Annotated in this window: 13 protein-coding genes and 1 pseudogene; 6 read left to right on the forward strand and 8 right to left on the reverse strand. The window is 63.5% G+C overall.

The genetic code is table 11. The features are described 5' to 3' along the window. Together J3D60_RS10530 and J3D60_RS10535 are read right to left on the reverse strand one after the other, a co-directional pair. A complete protein-coding gene (locus tag J3D60_RS10530; RefSeq protein WP_253491345.1) occupies positions 1 to 996 on the reverse strand; it encodes a hypothetical protein in 996 nt (331 codons plus the stop codon). Between the two features lie 137 nt (positions 997 to 1,133). After that, on the reverse strand, positions 1,134 to 2,225 hold the full coding sequence (locus tag J3D60_RS10535; protein WP_253493985.1) for a lipocalin-like domain-containing protein: 1,092 nt from the start codon (positions 2,223 to 2,225) through the stop codon (positions 1,134 to 1,136). Here J3D60_RS10535 and J3D60_RS10540 point away from each other — a divergent pair. Next, a pseudogene (locus J3D60_RS10540) lies at positions 2,191 to 2,277 on the forward strand (outer membrane lipoprotein carrier protein LolA); the annotation flags it as partial. The gene J3D60_RS10535 and the pseudogene J3D60_RS10540 sit on opposite strands and share 35 nt — an antisense overlap. Positions 2,278 to 2,301: 24 nt before the next feature. Here J3D60_RS10540 and J3D60_RS10545 read toward each other — a convergent pair. Both J3D60_RS10545 and J3D60_RS10550 read right to left on the reverse strand, forming a co-directional pair. Further along, positions 2,302 to 4,764, reverse strand: a complete 2,463-nt coding sequence (locus J3D60_RS10545; RefSeq protein ID WP_253491347.1) for an ABC transporter permease — start codon at positions 4,762 to 4,764, stop codon at positions 2,302 to 2,304. Then, positions 4,761 to 5,420, reverse strand: coding sequence for an ABC transporter ATP-binding protein (locus tag J3D60_RS10550; protein ID WP_253491349.1), 660 nt, complete (start codon positions 5,418 to 5,420; stop codon positions 4,761 to 4,763). Before J3D60_RS10550 ends, J3D60_RS10545 begins: the two co-directional genes overlap by 4 nt. A 274-nt stretch (positions 5,421 to 5,694) precedes the next feature. Between J3D60_RS10550 and J3D60_RS10555 the strand changes: the two genes are divergently transcribed. The 3 genes from J3D60_RS10555 to J3D60_RS10565 all read left to right on the forward strand — a co-directional run bounded on the left by J3D60_RS10555 (position 5,695) and on the right by J3D60_RS10565 (position 9,738). Further along, entirely contained in the window at positions 5,695 to 6,369 is a 675-nt protein-coding gene (locus J3D60_RS10555) for a histidine phosphatase family protein (RefSeq protein ID WP_253491351.1), read from the forward strand. 187 nt (positions 6,370 to 6,556) lie between these two features. Then, the gene (gene arnT, locus J3D60_RS10560; protein WP_253491353.1) at positions 6,557 to 8,212 is read left to right on the forward strand and encodes a lipid IV(A) 4-amino-4-deoxy-L-arabinosyltransferase; all 1,656 of its coding nucleotides are present in this window, start codon (positions 6,557 to 6,559) and stop codon (positions 8,210 to 8,212) included. Beyond that, positions 8,212 to 9,738, forward strand: coding sequence for a glycosyltransferase family 39 protein (locus tag J3D60_RS10565; RefSeq protein ID WP_253491355.1), 1,527 nt, complete (start codon positions 8,212 to 8,214; stop codon positions 9,736 to 9,738). The genes arnT and J3D60_RS10565 overlap by 1 nt, the downstream gene beginning before the upstream one ends. Positions 9,739 to 9,781: 43 nt before the next feature. On the opposite strand, the gene J3D60_RS10570 is transcribed toward J3D60_RS10565, so the two are convergent. Together J3D60_RS10570 and J3D60_RS10575 are read right to left on the reverse strand one after the other, a co-directional pair. Beyond that, entirely contained in the window at positions 9,782 to 10,240 is a 459-nt protein-coding gene (locus tag J3D60_RS10570; RefSeq protein ID WP_141696564.1) for a hypothetical protein, read from the reverse strand. Positions 10,241 to 10,485: 245 nt separating this feature from the next. Further along, positions 10,486 to 16,749 (reverse strand): non-ribosomal peptide synthetase, encoded by a 6,264-nt coding sequence (locus tag J3D60_RS10575; RefSeq protein WP_253491356.1) that lies wholly within the window; start codon positions 16,747 to 16,749, stop codon positions 10,486 to 10,488. Positions 16,750 to 17,238: 489 nt separating this feature from the next. Between J3D60_RS10575 and J3D60_RS10580 the strand changes: the two genes are divergently transcribed. Continuing rightward, a complete protein-coding gene (locus J3D60_RS10580) occupies positions 17,239 to 18,033 on the forward strand; it encodes a helix-turn-helix transcriptional regulator (RefSeq protein ID WP_253491357.1) in 795 nt (264 codons plus the stop codon). Beyond that, positions 18,033 to 19,454 carry an AdeC/AdeK/OprM family multidrug efflux complex outer membrane factor gene (adeC, locus tag J3D60_RS10585; RefSeq protein WP_253491358.1) on the forward strand — a complete coding sequence of 474 codons (1,422 nt, stop codon included), beginning with the start codon at positions 18,033 to 18,035 and terminating at the stop codon, positions 19,452 to 19,454. The genes J3D60_RS10580 and adeC overlap by 1 nt, the downstream gene beginning before the upstream one ends. 57 nt (positions 19,455 to 19,511) lie before the next feature. Here adeC and J3D60_RS10590 read toward each other — a convergent pair whose 3' ends face one another. Both J3D60_RS10590 and J3D60_RS10595 read right to left on the reverse strand, forming a co-directional pair. Beyond that, complete coding sequence (locus tag J3D60_RS10590) at positions 19,512 to 19,916, reverse strand: RidA family protein (RefSeq protein WP_065940231.1); 405 nt, start codon at positions 19,914 to 19,916, stop codon at positions 19,512 to 19,514. Positions 19,917 to 20,226: 310 nt separating this feature from the next. Then, positions 20,227 to 21,159 (reverse strand): pyridoxamine 5'-phosphate oxidase family protein, encoded by a 933-nt coding sequence (locus J3D60_RS10595; RefSeq protein ID WP_253491359.1) that lies wholly within the window; start codon positions 21,157 to 21,159, stop codon positions 20,227 to 20,229. Positions 21,160 to 21,234: the final 75 nt, after the last annotated feature.

The raw sequence follows: 21,234 nt of genomic DNA on the forward strand, positions 1-21,234 counted from the left end.
TTAAGCCCCCTCTGGCTCGAAGATCAAATCACCGTTGACCTCCAGGATCTTTCCACCCAATAACGCACCTTCATCACCTAGACCAGAGCCTACCGCCTGCCCACCCGCAGCGCCGCCAATAACTGCGCACGCAAGCGCACCTTGTCCCTTCATCGAAATACCCAAAAATAGGTGACAAGCACGAAGAGCGAAGGCTGCACCATACTTTCCCCCGACAGCAGCCCCAGCCACTCCCCCCACCAACCTCCCCGTCTCCACATACTTCGCCCTCCTGCACTGCGCCTCCCGTTCCGTCACACACGCCTCCTTGATCTCCAGCCCCGTCACGCCCACGTCCAGCGCGATCCCAATGAAAGTCCCGTTACCCAGCCACTTGGACATCTGCGCAATCTCGCGCATGCGCTGTGCATACCCCGCAATCTCGCCTTTATGCAGATAGCTTTTGGTCGAAATCCCCAGCACCTTCTTCAACGACTCATTGCCCTGCAACCCCGTGCCGAACCGTGCCGCGCCTTGCAGTTGCAGATCCAAGCGCCGGAACAACGCCTGGCGCTGTTTGATAAAGCCATCCCGGTCCAACGCACCGTCCTTCAAGCGCTGATGCAACCGCTCGATGTCCTCCAGGGTCTGCGCCACCTCGTCCAGATGCCGTGACCAGGCCGATGTCGAACTGCCGATCCCAATAGAACCGTAGGCCATGAAGCTCTGCAGCAAGTCATAGTTGCCGATCAACTCCGTGCCCGCCGAGGTATTCATTTCCAGGTTGCGACGAACTGTTTCCGCATGACGCATTAACCAGGCTTCTTCGCCGGAACAGCTCACGCTGTAGGCATCGGGAATAATCACCAGTTGCCCCGGCGCGACCAGGCCGGGGCGCAGGTGCCGGTTCAGCACATCAAAATGATCGGAGCGTTGTCGGCTCGGGGCGCCCCCCATCAGGCGGGATTTCAAACTGGTGTAGTCCGTTGCGCGGTCGTTGATATAGCTCTGCGCCATGCCCTACATCCGAGATGCAAAGAATATGGCGTCGAAATATAAGCAAGCACCTACGCCCCGAACACAAGCGCAGGTGGTCTGAATTGCATTTGGGAAGTTGCCTACTTAACGAAGAAACAGCACCTACAGAAACAACCCTAATATCCGGTCATCTCCAGGTACCCCACCCCACCCTCAAACCGCACCGGCCCTTCCCAGTACGGAATACTCAGGTTCATCCAGGCCTTGGGGTTGACGGCCTGGGTGCTGATATCCAGCTGCTTGCCGGGAATCTTCAGCGACCAGCGTGTAGGAATCTGGCGGCCGTCGATCGTCGTGGTGTCCAGCGGTGCCAGTTGGATATCGGCATTGTGCAGGGTCTGGGTGTGGCCTTCGCGGTCGATCCAGGTGCCGGTCAGGTAGGACGCGCCGTCGGTTTGCCGCACCCGAAACAGCATCAACTGCTCGCCACGGTCCAGGTGCAGGGAGAACCAGTCCCAGCCGGTCTGGCTGGCGGTCAGCGGTTGGCTGCTCCATTCGCGGTCGAGCCAGGCCGGGCCGCTGACCTGATACGTCTGGCCGTCGATGCTGACACTGCCTTCGGCGGTAAAAAAGGGCTGGCTGTAGTAGTACGACGCCTGGCCCTGATCGGATTTGCGGCTGTAGCCGTTGTCGCCTTGCAACACCAATGGCCGGCTGGAGGTGAGGCGCAGGTCGTAGGCAAATTGCGCACCGCTGGCCTTGAGTTGCATGTCCGCCAAGGCGCTCGCGGCACCGGGCTGGCTGGCGAAATTCCAGTCGTCGATCCAGGCGTTGAACGGCGCTGCCTGCGCCCCGGCCTGGCCGACGCCGCCGCGGGCGAAGCGTTCGGCAGCGTAGTGGCGAGTGGCGGAGGTGACGGCGGCGTGGCCGAGCCATACGGTCGAGTCGTGCCAGCCCGCTTGGGTCGGCCCGGCCTTGAGGGCGTTGCGAAACAGCGTCCATTGCACGCCGAACACATTGCCCTGGGCGTCCTTGAGGTTGGCGGTGACGTACCACCACTCGATCCGAAAGCCATCGTGGGGGCCATGGTCCTCGGGAAAGCTGAAGACCTTGCCGGGCAGCACCTGAGCAAAGTCGGCCGCGTCACTGCCCAGGCCGGCGAAGCTTTCCGGCGGCGCAGGTTGTTGGTCGCACGCGCCTAGCAGCAACAGAAGAAGCCCTGTAGGAGCGAGCTTGCTCGCGAAAAACGTCAACGATAACGCGGGCATTCCGGCTGCACGCGGCGCTCTCGGTTTTTTCGCGAGCAAGCTCGCTCCTACAGAGAGTACAGCCAGGAACAGGGGCTTAATCTTCATGGGCAAACGTCCTCAACAAATCCGCCGGACGGCTGCGGTACAGCTGCCACAGCGGCCAAGCCGACGCCAGCAACGTGGCCAACATCGCCAGCCCCAGCAATTGTGCGAGCTGCCACGGGAACACTTGCAACGGCAGGCGCCAGCCAAAGGCCTGCACGTTGATCACCGCATCCAGGCACCACGCCAGCAACAGCCCCAGGGGCAATGCCAGCAGCAGCGTGAGCCCCGCCAGCAGCCAGGTTTGTCCCAGGTTCAGCAGCATCAATTGCCTGCGCGTCACCCCCAATGCCCACAGCGGGGCGAGTTGGCCGAGGCGGCTCTGGCTCTGGGTCAGCAGGCTGATGAACAGCGCCACGCCGGCCACGCCCAGGGTCAGGCTGTTGAGCGCGGCGGTGGCGGCGAAGGTGCGCTCGAACACCTGGCTCGACCAGCCCTTGAGTTGCTGTTGATCGACGATACGGCTGTCTTCCAGGGCAAAGGCGCGCTGCACTTCACCCACCAGCGGCGCCACGTTTTCCGGCAACACCCGCAGGTTGAATCGCGCCGGCGTCAGTGTCGGCCAGTGGGCCAGCAGGTGGCGGGCGTTGACCAGCATATGGCCCTTGGGGTTGCCGTAATCGGCGTACACCCCCACTACGGTGGGCGACCACACCCCCTGGGGCGTGGGAATGCTCAGCGTATCACCCAGCGTAACCTCCAGCCGCCGCGCCAGCTGTTCGCTGAGCATCAGGGTATCGCCTTGCTGCAACTGGTCCCACGGCGCCCTCGCCGCTTCCAGCAACGGCCAGTGCTGGCGATAGGTCGGGTCGTCGACCACGCCAAACAGATCCGCCGGCCAGCCCTGCAATTGCACCGCGACCTGCCAGGTGGGCAACACGGTTTGCACCAACGGTTGCTGCGCCAGCCAGGCGCTGAGTTGCTCTGCCTGGGCCGGGGTTTGCGGGTTGAGGTACAGCTCGGCGGTAAGGCGTTGCTCCAGCCAGTTATTGAAGGTGTGGCGAAAGCCCGAGGTCATGGAGCCCGCGCCGATATTCGCGGCCAGGGCCAACAGCAGCGCCATCAATGCCAGGCTCAGGGCCGGCAATTGTTGGCGGCAGTCAGCCAGGAACCATTGGCCGAGGACCGAACGGCTGCGCCCCAATACGGCCTTCAACAGCCCATTGAGCACGACCGGCAACCCCAGGGCGGCGCCGAGCAGCAAGGCCGCCATCAACACAAAGCCCGCCGCCAGGCTGTCGCCCAGCCATAACGCCCACAACGCGATCAGCAAGGCCGTAGCCGCGACCCAGCCCTGGCGCCGCAACCAGCGCCCATGGGCCTCGTGCCAGGCCTGGGCGTTGGCCAGCGCCAGCAACGGCAGACGCGCCGCGCGCCACAGGCTGCTGGCGCCGGCAAGCAAGGCGCCGAGCAGGCTCAAGCCCAACCCTGCCGCCCACCACCAGGGACTCAAGCTCAATTGGCCCGGCACCTCGGCGCCATACAAGCCACGCAGGCTGGCGGCCACATCCGGCAGCAACAGGCTGGCCAGCAGATAACCACTGGCGACGCCGAGCACGCCCCCCAACAGCGACAACGCCCCCAGCTCCACCCCCAGGCCGAGGATCAACATCCGCGCACTCACCCCACAGGCGCGCAACGTGCGCAACAACCCGCGCCGCTGCTCCAGGGCCAGGCCGATGGCCGCGTGCACGATAAACAGCCCCACCACAAACGACAGGAAGCCCAACGCATCAAGGTTCAGGTGAAAGCTCTCGGTCAGCCGCGCGAGGTTATTCTCCTCGCCCTGCTTGAGCAGCAGCCCGGCGGGCGGTGTGGGATGGCGAGCGGCGAAGGCCTTGTCCACCAGCAGGCGTGAGAGCTGGCCGGGCATCTCCAGCAGCGCCTGGGCAAACCCGATATCGGTGAGCAACAGGCCGGGCGCCATATCCGCCTGGACCTGCAACGGCGGCAGGCGCTGCCCAGTCAGCGTGAGCGGTTGCTGGCCCTCGCGCAGCCCCAGGGCCTGCAAGGTGTGCGGTGCAATCCAGGTACGCCCCGGCGGTTCAAAGAAGGCCAGCATCTGCGCCTGGCTCAGGCGCTGCCCCGCCACCGCGCCGCTGCCGGGCAACGACAGTGGTTCGATGCCCATCAATTGCAGGCGCACGTCCTCATGCCCCTGGAGTTGCAGCCGCCCCTGTACCACCGGCGACACCGGCCACCCGGCACGACGCAGTTGGGCAAACAGCGTTTGCGGGAAACTGGCGGCGTCCGGCGCACTGAGGCTGGCCTGGGGTTCGCCGCCGATCAATTGGCTGGCGCGCGCGTAGCTGTCGCGGGCCTGGCTGTTAAGGGCCTGCACCCCGGTCAGCAGCGCGGTGGCCAGCCACAGGCCGGTGAGCACGCTGAAGAACTGCACCGGATGGCGTCGCCAATGGCTGAGCAAGGCACGCAAGGTCCAGTAGAACACCCTCACGTCGGCATGACCTGTCCGTGATGCAGCACCACTTGCCGGTCCAGGCGGGCGGCGATGCGTGGGCTGTGGGTGACCATCAACAGGCTGGTGGGACTGTCGCGCAGCAGGTCCAACAGCAGTTGCAGCACCTCATCGCTGGTGGCTTCGTCGAGGTTGCCGGTGGGCTCGTCGGCCAACAGTAAACCTGGGCGCGAGGCCAACGCCCGCCCCACCGCCACCCGTTGCTGCTGGCCGCCCGAGAGTTGTTCCGGGTAACGCTTGAGCAAGTCCCCCAGGCCCAGGCGTTCGACCAATTGCGCCTGCCACTGCGGGTCAAAACGCCCCGCCAGGCGGGCCTGGAACGCCAGGTTGTCGTCGACGCGCAAGCTGCCGATCAGGTTGAACTGCTGGAACACCAGGCCGACTTCGGTACGCCGCCAGTGGGCCAGTTGCGCCTCGCTCATGCGGTCAAGGCGCTGCTCACCTACCAGGATGCTGCCGCCGTCCACCCGATCAAGCCCGGCAACCAAGTGCAGCAGCGTGCTCTTGCCGCTGCCGGACTCACCCATCAACGCCAGGCTGCTGCGCGCTCCCAGGTGCAAGTCGACCCCCGCCAACACCGCCAACGGGCCTTGGGGGGTGGCGTAGCTTTTGAAGACACCTTGCACCTGCAACATGGGAGCACTCATCGGATGGCTGGCAATCGAGAATAACGGCTGAGGATCAAGGCCACGCAAATTTTTCACATGCTTTTCACCGGCCGCCCACCCACCGCACTTTAAATTGCCGGCCATGCGTCACTCGTCGGCAACTTTTTAGTTGTCACGCCTGGCAACTTCTAACCGCAGCATGTTCAGCGAAAAGACAGCCACCCTGTGACAGCCTCGCGCTTCACTTCGGGCACTTGCCGACAAGTTGCGCCTAATTAATACAACACAGCCGATAGTGACCATGGTGAATGTAGTGGTTGACCTTACCCTGATTAAACCACGCTCGCGCCGAGCCTTTTTCAAGCGCCTCAAACCGCTTTGGCTCGGACTTGCCGTGCTCGCCGTGCTGCTCACTTGCGCGCTGTTCTGGCCGACTTCCCCGCGGGACCTTGGCGTGGGCAACCGCCTGTTGACCTCCCAGGTGCTGCCGCTGTGGCGCGACGGCGACCTGATCGTACTGGTGCGTCATGAAGAGCGCTGCGACCGTTCGAGCAACCCGTGCCTGGGCCCGGTGGAAGGCGTGACGATCAACGGCAGCCAACACGCCGAAAACCTGGGAAAAGCCTTTAAATCCATGGGCATGGACGGCACCGACGTACTCTCAAGCCCCGCCATTCGCACGGCCCAGACCTCGCGTTTCATGTTCGGCAAAACCGACATGACCTCCAGCGAACAAGCCGTCTGCGGCAAGGCCATGGGCGAAGAACTGCTCAGCCACAAACAGGCTGGACGCAACCTCGTATTCGTCACCCACAGTGGTTGCATCGCCGACTTTGAAACCGCCCTGGGCTTCCCCCACGCCACGTTTTCCGAGTACGGCAGCGCGCTGTTCGTGCAGGTGCTGGCCAACGGCAAGTTCAAGGCCCTGGGCATCATGAAAAACCAGGACTGGCCTGCCGCGCTTAAACAAATCTAAGTCATTCCCTTCCCGCCGCTACGGCTTATGTTCAGCAAAAAGACAGCCCTGTTCTGGCATGTTTAGTTGCGTCCTTAATTAAGGTCGTTATGACTATTTCCTGTTATTTAGTGACCGCTGTGACGACTTTCGCCATTACTTCATTAGTTGAAAAAACCACCATCAGACGTCAAGGAGCGACGTTTTCATGACTCGCCTGAAACCCCTGCCGGTACTCTTGCTGGCCTTCGTCGCGTTTTATCTGTTGCCACTGGGCCTGCACGGTTTGTGGATACCGGATGAAACCCGCTACGCCCAGATCAGCCAGGAGATGCTCCTGAGCGGCAACTGGGTGGCACCGCATTTCATGGGCATCCGCTATTTCGAAAAACCGGCCGCCGGTTACTGGCTGATCGCCCTGGGCCAGGCCGTGTTTGGCCAGAACCTGTTCGGCGTGCGCATCGCCTCGGCCCTGACCACCGGCTTGAGCGTGCTGCTCGCTTACCTGATCGCCCGTCGCCTGTGGAACGACCCGCGAAAAAGCTTCGCCTGTGCCCTGCTCTACCTGAGCTTTGGCCTGGTGGCCGGGCAAGCGGGGTATTCCAACCTCGATCCGCAATTCACCTTGTGGGTCAACCTGAGCCTGGTGGCGCTGTGGTTTGCCCTCGACAGCAGCACCCTGCGCAACCGCCTAGGCGCTTGGGCCGTGTTGGGTTTTGCCTGTGCCATGGGGTTCATGACCAAGGGTTTCCTGGCGTGGGCGCTGCCGGTGCTGATTGCCGTTCCCTATATGCTCTGGCAGCGGCGCCTGGGCGAGTTGCTGCGGTATGGCCCGCTGGCCATCGGCGTGGCTGTGCTGGTGTGTTTGCCCTGGGTGCTGGCGATCCACACTCAGGAACCGGATTTCTGGCGCTTCTTTTTCTGGAATGAACACATCCGCCGCTTCAGCGCCGACAACGCGCAGCACGTGCGACCCTGGTGGTTCTTCCTGCCGATCATGGCGGTGGCTTGCCTGCCGTGGGCCGGGCTGCTGCCCAACACCCTGTACCAGGCCTGGAAAGAAAAGCGCCAACCGGCAATCGCCTTCCTGGCCCTGTGGTTGCTGCTGCCCCTGGGCTTGTTCAGCCTGAGCAACGGCAAGCTGCCGACCTACATCATGCCGTGCCTGCTGCCCCTGGCGTTGCTGATGGGGCATACCCTGAGCGAGCTGGTCAGCCAGGGCAAAACCCGCACCCTGCGCCTCAATGGCCTGTTCAACTTCATGATCGGCATGGCCGCCATGGTCGGGCTGATCTACCTGCAAATCGCCCGGCCGCTGTACAGCAACAGCCATGCCGAGATGTTCAGCCTGTCCCTGGCGTTTATCGTGCTGCTGGGCTGGATCCTCACCAACCTGCTGCAAAGCGTGCGGCCGCTGACGCTGTGGGCGATGCCGGCCCTGGGCATCGGCCTGCTGGTGGTGCTGTTGCCGTCGAGCATGCCGGCCTGCATCGCCGATAACGAAATGCCCGACCAATTTGTGCTGGAACACCTGGATGAGCTGCAGCACACCCACGCGCTGCTGAGCAACGAACTAGGGAGCGCCAGCGCCCTGGCCTGGCGCCTGCAACGACCCGACGTGGCGCTGTATGACACCGAAGGCGAGTTGCGCTACGGCTTGCAGTACGCCGGTGCGGTCACACGCAAAGTGGAGTTGGAACAGGTTCAGGGCTGGCTCAAAGAGGCGCGCCAGCACGGCTCGGTCGGCGTGCTGCTGCGGGTCAACAGCACCAGTGAAATGCGCGAGGCCGGGCAATTGCCGCCCGGAGGCAAACGCTACTACAAGGGCTACCTGGAACTTATCCTCTACCCACAGGCGCCATGATGCCGGGTTATTTCAAGACCGAACGCGGCGCTCTCCTGCTGTTGCTCGGCGTCTCGGCCCTGCTGCTGCTCACTGGCCTGGGCGCGCGTGACCTGTGGGGCCCGGAAACCCGCTGGGCGAATATCGTCTTGCAGATGCTGCAAAGCGGCGATTATTTCGACCCGTACCTCAAGGGCGTGCCCTATTACGACAAACCCCTGCCCTCCTACTGGCTGATCACCGGCGCAGCCCACCTGATGGGGGGCCTCGGCCCCTGGTCGTTGCGCCTGCCGTCGGTGATCGGCGCGTGGTTGAGTGTGTGGCTGGTGTACCTGATCGGCGAACGTTTATTCCGCAAGGGCACGGGGCTGATCGCCGGCTGGATGCTCGCCACCACGTTCTACTTCCTGTTCTGGGCCCGCGTGGCCACGGCGGATGTGCTCACCGTGTGCGGCGTACTGGCGGCCGTCGCCTGGTATTGGCGCGGCCCCGACGACACACGGCTGTGGCGCTACACGGTGTTTTTCCTGTTGCTGGCCCTGACGTCGTTGTTCAAAGGCCTGATCGGCTTCGTGCTGCCCGGTCTGGTGCTGTTGCCGCACTTGCTCGGCGAACAGCGCTACAAGCGCCACCTCAACCTGCGCCTGCTGCTGGCCGTGCTGATCGCCGCCGCGGTGTACGCCGTGCCCTTCGTGCTGTCGCACGTCTACGGCGCACCGACCTATGGCGCGAGCGGCCTGGCCTTGGTGTTCCGGGAAAACGTGGTGCGTTTCTTCGACCCCTTCGACCATATGGGGCCGATCTACACCTACCTGATCTACCTGCCCGCCTACACCCTGCCCTGGACGCCGTGCTGGCTGCTCGGCCTGTGGCTGGCCGTGCGGCACTGGCGCCACACCCCGCCGAACGTGCGTTGGCTGGTGTGGGGCCTGGGCCTGCTGTTTGTGTTCTTTACCGCCAGCGGCAGCCGGCGCAGCTACTACGTACTGCCGCTGGTGCCGTTTGCCCAGTTGCTGGCGGCGTGGTGGCTGAGTGAACGCGTGTGGAAAAAGCCCGCCAGTTGGCCGTGCTGGCAGAAGGCTCTGGGGATCGCTGCCGCACTCATGCTGTTGATCCTCGGCGTGGCCTATCCCTGGTCCAACGGCAACGGCGGCGTGACCCGCTTCGCCGAGGATGTACAAGCCGAGGCCGTGAAAAGCGCGCCCTGGAACCAATGGCAGATGGTGCTGGTGGAAGTCGACAACAAGGTTCCGATGTACCTGCAAAATGGCGGCAAGCCGTTCTACTACATCGCCGAAACCCAGGACTTTCCCCGCCAGGGTGACACCGCTGCCTTCATGGCCTGGCTGGAAAAAACCAGCGGCCAGGCCTTCGACCCGCACCGTACGATCATCGTCGCGCAGTTTTCCAAGGATGATCCGGCGCCGCTGGCATTCCTGGGTGCGGATCATCAGGTGATCAGCACCCAGCCGGCCAACGGCGAGCGGTTGTTTCAGAAGCGTGAGGATGGGAGTGTGGCGTTTATCCCGAGACCACGCCGACCGTAGGTGAGCGACGTGGGCAGCGGATACAACCGCCAGTAAAACCCGATTATTTTTGATTCAGGGCGGAATAACCTTCCTTGCTGAAGGTAACCAAGCGGTATACCTCGGATTTCTGATCCAGAGTTCCATCACCTGGCGACCTGCTCTGATGCCTGGATAGACTCGGATCGCTATCAATGTAGTTGACCGCATGCGCCAAGCGATAATTCGCATCGGCACGAGACTCAGGGTCTTGGTTGTCGGAGGTAAAGTCGCCTACCTGTTGCTTCAGATTGTTGGTCAGCCTATCTCGGCTCTCTCGCCCATTAGGGGTTGCATCGTCGCTTCCCGACAAAATTGTCCGGTTCAGGATAGGGTTATCGTATTGGATCTGCTGCGCGTTGCGCTGATCACCCTCGGGCCTACGCTCGTCACGGGTCGGCAGGCCTGGCATCTTCTCACCTGAGACAGCAGCTGCTGCGTAAGGGGAGGATTGAGAAACGGAGTTACCAATAGAAAGAGTCATATACACCTTTTTTATCAACATTAAATTGTGCCAACACGGTGCTCTTAACGCATACCGGGGCACGGCACCTTATTGGTGAACGCAAAGAAATGGTTCCGTAACAGGTGAGATTGACGTTCACTGCTTCGATGAGAACCTTCCAGTACGTCGTAGGCTGGATCGCCCAGACGAAGACAGTCCCCTCCTCTTCCAATCGGTAATCGACCTGCTGACAGCCAGTTCCTGCAATGACCGCATTGCCGCTTTCAAATCCGCCGGCGGCGATTAAGTTGAGGGATCGCAGTGTCGGGCACGTCCACCCGCTTCACCTGCGTCACTGTACGCACCGCAAGCTGGGCCAACGTCGGGTGGCTGAACACGCTGCGCGCGTCCACCTCAAGCCCGGCCTTGCGCATTCGCGCCACCAGGTTCACCGCCAGCAGAGAATGCCCGCCCAATTCGAAGAAGTGGTCGTGACGCCCTACCCGTTCCAGCCTCAAGACCTCCGCCCAAATACCGGCCATCGATGTTTCCACTTCGCCGACCGGCGCTTCGTAGCCACGGCTCAGCACCGACGCCAGCCCCGGTTCCGGCAGTGCCTGGCGGTCGAGTTTGCCGGCGGGGTTGAGGGGCAGTACCTCCAACTGCACGAAGGCTGCCGGCACCATGTATTCCGGCAACTGCTCCAGCACGTGAGCACGCAGGTCTTCGAGGCTCGGCGCCGGGCCGCGGAGGGTGAAGTACGCGAGCAGACGCTCATCGCGGATCAGCACCGCCACCTCACGCAAGGCCGGATGCGCGAGCAGGCGCGATTCAATTTCTCCCAGTTCCAGGCGCACGCCGCGCAATTTGACCTGGAAGTCGTTGCGCCCGAGGAACTCCAGGTTGCCGTCCGGCAGGTAGCGCACCAGATCCCCCGTGCGATACAGCCGGTCGCCGGTCACGAACGGGCTGTCGATAAAGCGCTCGGCCGTCATCTGCGGCAATCCCAGATAGCCCCGGGCCACGCCGACACCGCCGATATGCAGCTGGCCGCTGACGCCCATGGGCACCGGCGCATCGTGTTCGTCCAACACATACAGGCGGGTGTTGTTGATCGCCCGGCCAATCGGCAGTTGCAACGCGGGCACCGGTGCGCCCGGTTCCAGGGTCCAGGCGCTGCTGTCCACCGTGGCTTCAGTGGGGCCGTAGACGTTATGCAGGCGCACCTGGGGCAAGCGCGCCTGCACGCCACGGGCCAGGGCCTCGGTGAGTTCGCCGCCGCCGCACAGCACGTCGGTGAGGCTGGTGCACAGGGCGGACTCTGGCAGTTCGAGGAACTGCTGCAACATCGCCGGCACGAATTTGATCACGCTGATCTGTTGCTCGCGAATCACTTGAGCCAGGTAAGCCGGCTCGCGATGCCCATCAGGCCGCGCAAGAACCAGGCGCATGCCGCTGGCGAGCGGCCAGAACAGCTCCCAGACCGAGCCGTCGAAGCTGAACGGCGCCCGTTGCAACAGCGCACCGCCCTCGGCGTTGGGGCACAGCCGAGAGCCCCAGTGCATGAGGTTGCCCAGGCCACGATGCTCGATCATCACGCCTTTGGGCCTACCGGTGGAGCCGGAGGTGTACATCACGTAGGCCAGGTTGGCGACGGTCAGCCCCGGCACCGACGGGTTGCCATCCGGCGCGTGATGCCAGGCGCAGTGGTCGAAGTCGATCACCGGAATTGCCACCTCCCCCGGCAAGTCGCGGGTGGCCGCGTGAACCAGCAGCGCGACAGGTTGGCTGTCCTGAAGCATGTACGCGAGGCGTTCGCGGGGGTAGCCGGGGTCCAACGGCACATAGGCGCCGCCCGCCTTGAGGATGGCCAACAATCCCACCACCAGGTCCAGGCCGCGTTCGACGCACAGCGCCACGCGAGCGTCCGGCTGCACACCGCGTTCGCGCAGGTGGTAGGCCAGCCGGTTGGCGCGCTCGTTCAGTTCCTGGTAAGTCAGCTGCAACGCCCCGGCCTGCACGGCCACGCCATGGGGAACGCGCCGCGCCTGGGCCTCAAAGAGCGCCTGGACGGTGAGGCTTGCGGGGTAATCAATTGCGGTGGCGTTGAAAGCCTGCAGCAGGGTGTGCAGTTCGTTGGCGGGCAGCACCTGCACCTCACGCAACGGCATGTGCGGGGCGTTTTCCAACGCATCCGCCAGGTTGACCAGAGTGGTTTCCAGGTAGTCCAGCACGCGCTCGGCGCCTACCTTGCGCGGGGCCTTGGCCTTGAGCTGAAAGGCGCCGGGGCTGTCGTCCACGGTGAGCATCAAAGGATAGCTGAGGACGTCTTCGGCGCTGACCAGAGCAATGCCCGGCACCAGGTTGAAGTCACGCTCGGCGTCGGTGTGCCGGTAATTCAACAGGCTGTTGAACAGCGGCGCCACGCTGCAGCAGCGCTGGGCCAAAGCCAGCGACGCCTGCTCATGGGCGAGCAACGCGCTGAGACGGGCATGGGTGTCGCGCAGCGCGTCGGCCACGTTGCGTCCGGCCAGGTGCAGGCGCAGTGGCAGGGTGTTGATGAACATGCCCAAGGCGCGGTCGGCGCCCTCGCCGGCCTGCAAACGGCCGAGCAGGACGGTGCCGAACACCCCGTCATCGCGGCCCGCCACGCGACTGAGGACCTGGGCCCAGGCCAGGTGAAACAGGCTGGCGGCGCTGACGCCCGCGCCACGCGCCTGGGCACGCAGGCGCAGCGTGAGGGCGGCGTCCAGGGTGCGGACCGCTTCTTCGGTGTCCGCCCGGTTGGCCTGGCGCGCCTGCACGCCGAAGGCCAGGGTCGGCTCGTCGACATCCCCCAACTGCTCGCGAAAGAACGCCTCGTGGGCGGCCTGACGTGTCGTTGAACGAGACTGCGCCAGCGCATTGCGGTAAGGCACCGGCGCCGGTAATTGTCCCTGTTGGCCGAGCAGATGAGCGCGGATTTCCTGCATCAGAATCGTGGTTGACGTCGCGTCGTTCACCAGGTGATGAAAGCGCAGCCGGGCGACCCATCGCGTGGGTTCTTCGGCATACTCCAGCGCCATCAACGGTGCCTGGCGCAGATCCAGCGGCGCAGCGCCTTCGTTCCAGGGAAGCACGGGCAGGCGCGCCTCGCGCCACACCACCTGCATCGGCTGCTCCAACGCCTCCCAGGCCAGGCTGGTGCGCAGGATGTCGTGGCGGTCGATCACCTGTTGCAGGGCATGGGCAAAGGCGTCCAGTTGCGCGCGCCGCTCGAAGCTGAACAGCGCCTGTTGCTGGTACGGGTCGTGGTCGTCGGTGAGATGGTGGTAGAGCAAGCCTTCCTGCAACGGCGCCAGGGGGTAGATCTCCTGCACATTGGCCGCACCGCCGGGAATGTCGGCAACGATGCGATCAATGCCGGCCTGATCCAGCTCGGCCAGGGCCAGCAGGTCCGGGGTGATATGGCTGCACTGCGCCGGTATGCGATTGGCCGGCACGTCTATGTCGCTGCCGGTACTCACCGCGGCCAGGGCCGCCAGTGTCGGCTGGCCGAACAGCACCTGCACATCTGCGTGCAGGCCGGCCTGGCGCATGCGCTGCACCAGGTGCACCGCCAATAAGGAATGCCCGCCCAGTTCGAAGAAATGATCGTGGCGCCCCACTTGCTTCACCTGCAACAGCTCGGCCCAGATCTGCGCCAGCAGCGTTTCCGCCCCCTCTCGCGGCGCTTCGAACACGCGCGTCACGAACGCCGCCTGGGTCGGCGCCGGCAGGGCCTTGCGGTCGAGCTTGCCGTTGGCAGTCAGGGGCCACGCCTGCAGTGGCATGTACGCCGCTGGCAGCATGTAGTCGGGCAACGAGGCTTGCAGATGGGTGCGCAGGGTCTCGATGGCCACGGCCTGGCGTGGAATGAACCAGGCGAACAATTGCCCCTGGCGAGACAGCACCACGGCCTCCTGAACGTCCGGGTGGGTGGCCAGGGCGGCTTCGATTTCACCCAATTCGATGCGCATGCCACGGATTTTGACCTGGTCATCATTGCGGCCCAGGTACTCAAGCTGGCCCTCGGGCAACCAGCGCGCCAGGTCGCCGGTGCGGTACATGCGCCCCGGCGCGAAGGGGTTGTCGAGAAAGCGTTCGGCGCTCAGGTCCGGACGGTTCAGGTAACCCCGTGCCACGCCTTTGCCGCCAACGTACACCTCCCCCACCACGCCGATGGGCACCGGCCGTTGCTGCGCATCCAACAGGTACACCGTGGTATTTGCGACGGGCGCGCCGATGTGCAACGGCCGGCCCACGTCGACGCGGCCGGAGGTGGCGACTACCGTGGCTTCGGTGGGGCCGTAGTTGTTGATCACCGCAAAGGGTTGCGCACGGGTGAAGCTGCGCAGACGGTCACCGCCGATCAGCAAGGTATGCAGGGTGGGGTGAACCAGGTCCTGGCTGAAGGCGTATTCGGCCACGGGCGTCGGCAGGAAGCACACGTCCAACGGCTGCGCGCGCCACCAACCGAGCAGCGCATCAATGTCTTCCGCGCCGTCGTGAGCCGGTGGCAGGTGCAAGGTCGCGCCCACGCATAACGCCGGCCAGACCTCCCAGGCCATCGCGTCAAAGCCAAATCCGGCAACGCTGGCGGTATGGCTGCCCGCGTGCAGGTTAAAGGCCTGGCAGTGCCAATCCACCAGGTTGACGACGCTGTGGTGCTCGACCATCACACCTTTAGGCAAGCCGGTGGAGCCGGAGGTGTAAATCACGTAGGCGAGGTTCGACGGTTCGACCCTCACGCCAGGGTTGTTGCCAGGGCGAACAACCGGCCGATCCAGCGCAATCACCGGTATCGCCAACGCCGGCAGGCGTGGCAACAGCGCCTGCTGGGTCAACACCGCCACCGGCGCGCTGTCCTGCAGCAGGTAGTTCAAGCGTTCGTCGGGATGGGCCGGGTCGATCGGCACATAGCAGGCGCCGGACTTGAGAATCCCCAGCAGCCCTGCCAGGGTCTCCAACCCGCGCCGGGCCAGTACAGCCACGCGATCATCCGGGCGAACACCGTGCTCGATCAGTTGATGGGCCAGGGCATTGGCCTGCTGGTTGAGCTGGGCGTAAGTCAGCTGGCGATTCTGGTAAATCGCAGCGACCGCATCCGGCGTGCGTAGTGCCTGGGCTTCGATCCGCCCGTGCAGGGTGTGTGGCTGTGCGTTGGGCTGGACGGTCGCGTTCCACTGTTGCAACCGGGCCTGTTCGGCAGGCGTGACCAGGGAGAACGCGCCAATCTGCAACGCGCTATTCTCCAGCCCCTGCTCCAGCAATCCGCTCAGCCGCTGCGCCAATGCGCGCACGTCGTCGTGCTGGAAGTATGCCTCGTTGTACACGCAATGCAGGCACGCGGTGCCCTGGTGACGGTTACTGCGCAGGTGGATGGCCAACGGCAGCGGTTCGTGGAGGTTGGAGACTTTGATCGCACGGGCCTGGGTGGCGCCGTAGCGCAACTCATGGTCGTCCTGCTCGAAGGACACCGACACGTCAAAGAGTTGGCCGCGCTGCGAACGGTGCAAGCCCAGTTCACGGTTCATCTCGCTCAAGGGGAAACGCTGGTGGCGCATATCCTCCTTGAGCCGGTCGCGCACCCCGCGCACCAAGGCACCGAACGGCAACTGTTCATCGAACTGCAACTGCACGGCACTGACCTGGGCAAACAGCCCCACAGTCGCCCGAAACCGCGCGTTGGAGCGGTTGAGTATCGGCAGCCCCACCACCCAATCCTGGCGCTGGGCAGTGCGGGTGAAATACACATACAGCGCCGCCAGCAGCACATGAAACGCCGAGGCCTGGTAACGGTTGCCCACCTGTTCCATGCGGGTGAGCAAGGCCATGGGAAAGCCTTGCACCAGGGTGTTGCTGCCGGCCTTGGCGTTGTGCCGGGGCGTGAGCAGCGGCTCCGGTAATACCGGGTATCTGTCCAACCAATAGGCGCGGTCGCGGGCGAAGCGTGCCGAGGCGTGATAGCGCTGGTCGGCGTCGATGAATTCGACATAGGACGGTGCCGGCGGCTCCGGTGGCCGGCCTTGCTCCAGCGCGGTGTACAGGTGCGCCAGGGATTGCAGCATCTGGCCAAAGCCCCAGCCGTCGAGGATCACATGATGGGCCTGGGTGCCGAGGCGGTAGTGGTTGTCGTCGAGTTTGACCAGGAAGAAACGGAACAGCGGCGCGCCCTCCATCTGATAAGGCCGGGCCATCTGCGCGTGCATCAAGGCCTGGCTCGCGGCCTCGGGGTCGGGCAGCGCGCTGAAATCGTGCAGTGCCACTTTCGTCGACAACCCAGGGGTAAAGGTTTGTCGAGGCAAGCCGTTGGCGTCACTGTGCAACTGGGTGCGCAGCGCATCGTGCCTGGCCACCAGTTGCTCGACAGCACGCTGAATCAATTCACGGTCCACCGGGCCTTCGAAGTCGACGTAACCGCCGATGTTATACAGCGGCGAATCGCCCGCCCGCAGTTGGTCGAGCCAGATGTCCTGTTGGGCCGCGGTGAGGGGAAAGCTGGCCGGCAGGCTGGGAAAATGCTGCATAAGATCCTTCTCATGGGTATCAGGCACTGGCCGCGCGGGGAGCCCCTTTACGGCGAAATTGCCGGATTTGAGCATTGGAGGTCGCGAGCTGTCTGTCACCCTAAACCCGGACACCCAAACGGATAGATCCGGGTTGGCTGAAGGTTCACTGCTGAAACGATTAAAGCCCTGTAGGAAATTGGCTACATCTACTCGCTACCAGCTTTTCAGACGTCGCTTCATTAATAAATATTTATTTTAAATATCAATAACTTAATAACTAATAAATATTTTCCATCGCTTTTCGTAGGCGGAATCACCTCTCAGAAACGTCGAATTAATGACGTTGTTTTTATGGCAGTTTGTGTCCCTCGTTTCCGCTACATACGTAGGACAGATCCCCTGGCCAAATGAAATCTAGAGTGCCGACTCTCGTTCATGAGGAACGAATCGCCCCCCACAGGCCCAGGGAGTTCGTTGACGGTTTTCGACATCAAGGATGAGATGGCTATGAGTTTGAAACGCAGCATGGATAACACGCAGAGCCCGAATTTCTACGCCGAAATGGGCGAGCTGATTGCACACAGCGGCCATGAGGAATTCGCCGCCCACATGTTGCATCTGGTCTGCAAATGGGTGCCGATCCACCTGGTGGACCTCAGTGAATGGACCCTCGACGAGCCGCGCGACCGCGTACTCGATATCAAGCTTCTGGGCAGCGCTGGCCAAAAACAGGACCTGCCGCCGCCCCTGGCCCTGCGCCCGCCGGATGACCACCCGTTGCTGCGGGAAATGCTCGGCATGCAAGACCCGCTGCTGATCCAGATGAATGCCAAACCCGACAGCGCCCATCCTCGGGGTACCTCGCACCAGTGCAATCTGGTGTCACGCCAGGGCAACCGGCGCTGCGTGATTTCATGCTACCGACCGCCGACCCAGCGCGGTTTTTCCCTGGCCGAGTTATCGTTTCTCAAGTGCCTGTCGGACACCCTGTTGCCGCTGATCGAGCGCCACGCGCACGTCCTGCGCCATGCGCCACATGCCCAGGCGGAGCCGGCCCATACGCTGCTTGAGCAATCACGCTTGCAGCGCGAGTTCCACAAGCGCCTGTCCCTCGGCGAGATCAGCCTTTCGGCCCGCGAACAGGAAGTGTGCCTCGGCCTGTTGACCGGCGGCACTGTGCCGCAGATCGCGGAAAAACTCAGCGTGAAAAACAGCTCCATCGAAACCTACCTCAAGCGCGCCGCCGCCAAGCTGGGCGTGAGTGGCCGGCATGGCCTGGCTAAATGGATGGTGGGGGCCTAATGGACACACGCACCGTCGCCAGCATCGGTATGGCCTGCATGCTCGGGGGCTGCTCGCTGATCCCCGAGTACCAGCGGCCCGAGGCGCCAATGCCCGCGCAGTATCCCCAGAGTGGGGTCTACCGCCTCGCCCAGGCCGGCAACAGCGATCCGGCGTCGGACTGGCAGCAGCAGTTCCACGACCCGGCGCTGCAACAGCTGATTCGCGATGCCCTGGTCAATAACCGCGACCTGCGGGTGGCTGCGCTGAATGTCGAAGCGTTTCAGGCGCAGTACCGCATCCAGCGTGCCGACCTGTTCCCGGCGGTGTCCGCCACGGGGGCCGGCAAACGCCAGAAGCTGCCGGGGGATGTCACCGGCACGGGCAAGTCCGCGATCACCTCCAGTTACTCCGCCACCCTGGGGCTCAGCGCGTATGAGCTGGACCTGTTTGGCCGCGTGCGCAGCCTCAGTGAACAGGCGATGCTCACCTACCTCGGCACGGAAGAGGCCCGGCGCAGCACACAACTGAGCCTGGTGGCCAACGTCGCCAACGCCTACCTGACCTGGCGCGCCGACCAGGAACTGCTGGCCCTGGCCCAACAGACCCTGGCCGCCAACGACCACAGCCTGCACCTGACCCGCCGCAGCAAAACCGCCGGCAAAGCCTCGGCCCTGGACGTGGTGCAGGCGCGCACCAGCGTCGAAAGTACCCGCGCCAGCGTGGCCCGCTATGCACGCCAGGTGGCCCAGGACCTCAACAATCTCACCCTGCTGGTGGGCGGCCCGGTGGATCAAAGCCTGCCAGCGCGCCCGTTGGCTGACGACCTGGTGGCGCGGCTACCGGCCGGCTTGCCATCGGCCCTGCTGCAACGCCGCCCGGATATCCTCCAGGCCGAGTACCAACTGCGCGCCGCCAACGCCAACATCGGCGCGGCGCGCGCGGCGTTTTTCCCGTCAGTCAGCCTTACCGCCAATGCCGGCAGCACCAGCACCGAACTGTCGGACCTGTTCAAGGGCGGCACCGGCACCTGGACCTTCCAGCCGCAGATCAACCTGCCGATCTTCAACGCCGGCAGCCTGCGCGCCAGCCTGGACTACGCCAAACTGCAAAAAGACATCAGCGTCGCCCAGTATGAGAAGTCCATCCAGACGGCCTTCCAGGAAGTCGCCGACGGCCTGGCCGCACGCCAGACGTTTACCGACCAGCTCAACGCCCAACGCGACTTCGTCGCCGCCAACCAGGCGTATTACGACCTGGCCCAGCACCGCTACCGCAGCGGGGTGGACAGCAACCTCACCTTCCTCGATGCCCAGCGCTCGCTGTTCAGTGCGCAACAGGCGCTGATCGTGGACCGACTGGCGCAACTGGTGGCGGAGGTGAACCTGTATACGGCGCTGGGTGGGGCGTGGGCGCAAATGCCGGCGCTGGCATCGTGGTAAGCCGGTTTGCTCGTTCCGTGGCGAGCTCGCTCGCCACAGACCCGTGAGATGAGGCGCTTATTTCAGCGCAATCACCGCCTCCGCCTCGATTTCGATCAACCACTCCGGCAACGAAAGCCCACTGACAATAATCCAGGACGACGGCGGCGGGTTATGGGGGAAGCGCTCACGCAGCGCCTGGGCGATGAGTTCCTGCCGATCACGTGCGGACTCGACGATATACAGCCGCAGCATTACCACATGGGACAAGTCACCCTCGACCTCGGCCAGGATTTTTTCGATATTGTCCAACGCCGTATCGGTTTGCTCGGCAATGCCTGGACCGACCGTACGCTCCTGGGCATCCACACCTACCTGGCCGGAAAGCAGAATACGCCGGCCATCAGGCACTTCGATGGCTTGGCTGAAGCCGTATTGCAAGGAGTTGAATACGCTCTTGGGATTGATGACCTTGGGTTGCATGACGAGTCCTTGTTGTCGGTAGGAGTGCAAGGCTAACGTTAAAAGTCTTACGTCTCCAGGAGAGGACTTTGGGTGATGAAGATGAGCAGGTCCATCGGACCGCTCTTACGCAGCTTTCGGGTTGCGTCTGATCAACCTCGCCGCCACCCTTCGCGAGTCGCTGCACATTCAGAGAACGGGTGTGGAAGCCCGAACTCCCATCATGTGGAAGTGATTGGGGCCGCTGCGCAGCCCAACGCGGGACAAGCCCCCTCACCACAGGGGAGTTCCCCTGTTTGATCTTCAACAGGCCGTGATAAATACACTGACGCTACCAACCGCCCATCGCCAGGCTGAACGGCGAAAACTCCGCGAACTGCCAGCGCAAGGCCAACGCCGCCGGGCGGCGGACCACGTGGTCCACGGTCACCGTCCAGAGCCGCTGCGCGCCCTCGAAGCGGGCGACTTCAGGGCCGTCGAGGATCAGCGAGGTATGCCCGGCGATCTGCAGCACATCCCCTGTTTCAAAGTCGATAAACAACAGCCCCGCCACCGGGTTGGCCGCCAGGTTGCCCAGGGTGTTGAAGAACAGGTTGCCGGCAAAGTCCGGAATGGTCAGCACGTCGCCCTCCACGCGCACGAAGCCGGTATTGCCGCCGCGATGGGAGACGTCCACCGAGCGTTCGCCGTCGACCTCCACGTAGCTGGCGACGAAGAACGTGTCGGCGTTGCGGATCAGCGCTTGGGCGCAGGCGTCCAGGCCGTCCATACGCTCGACCTGAGTGCCGGGTTTACGTGCAACTCCGTCGACCGGCCGCAGCTGGATGTATTTGGGGCAATTGCCGTAGCTCTGCACCACTTCGACCGATAAGCCATCGTGATCGAGCACGCCGACACGGCCGTTCATACGGTTACGACGCCGGGTGTTCAGGTCGATGCCGAGCAGGCCTACTGCGGCGCCCTTGTGCAAGGCGGCCCGCGCCGGGTCGCTGGCAGACGGCAGGCTGTCAATCTGCAAAGTATAAGGGTCGGGAGAATGGGCAAACCCCGGCGCGCCTTCGACCATCGTCGCCCAAGGAATCCCCTGCTCATCCACCACACCGAGCATCAGGTACGGCAACAAGGGGTAGAAATCCCGATGCTGCTCCGGCAGGTGATCGCGTATCACCTTGGGGCCGACCACCGCCATGCGCTCGGCCACGCCGACCGCTGCCTGTAACTGCCGTTCGCCGGCATGCCAGGGGGATTGTTCGATGGGGTTCATGGTGATCACCTCAAGTTGAATGCCCTGATGCGGCGCCGATCAGTGGAATTAACAGGTTTTACAATCCAACATTTC

This window comes from Pseudomonas sp. S3E17, from assembly GCF_024168685.1.
Taxonomy (GTDB): domain Bacteria; phylum Pseudomonadota; class Gammaproteobacteria; order Pseudomonadales; family Pseudomonadaceae; genus Aquipseudomonas; species Aquipseudomonas marginalis.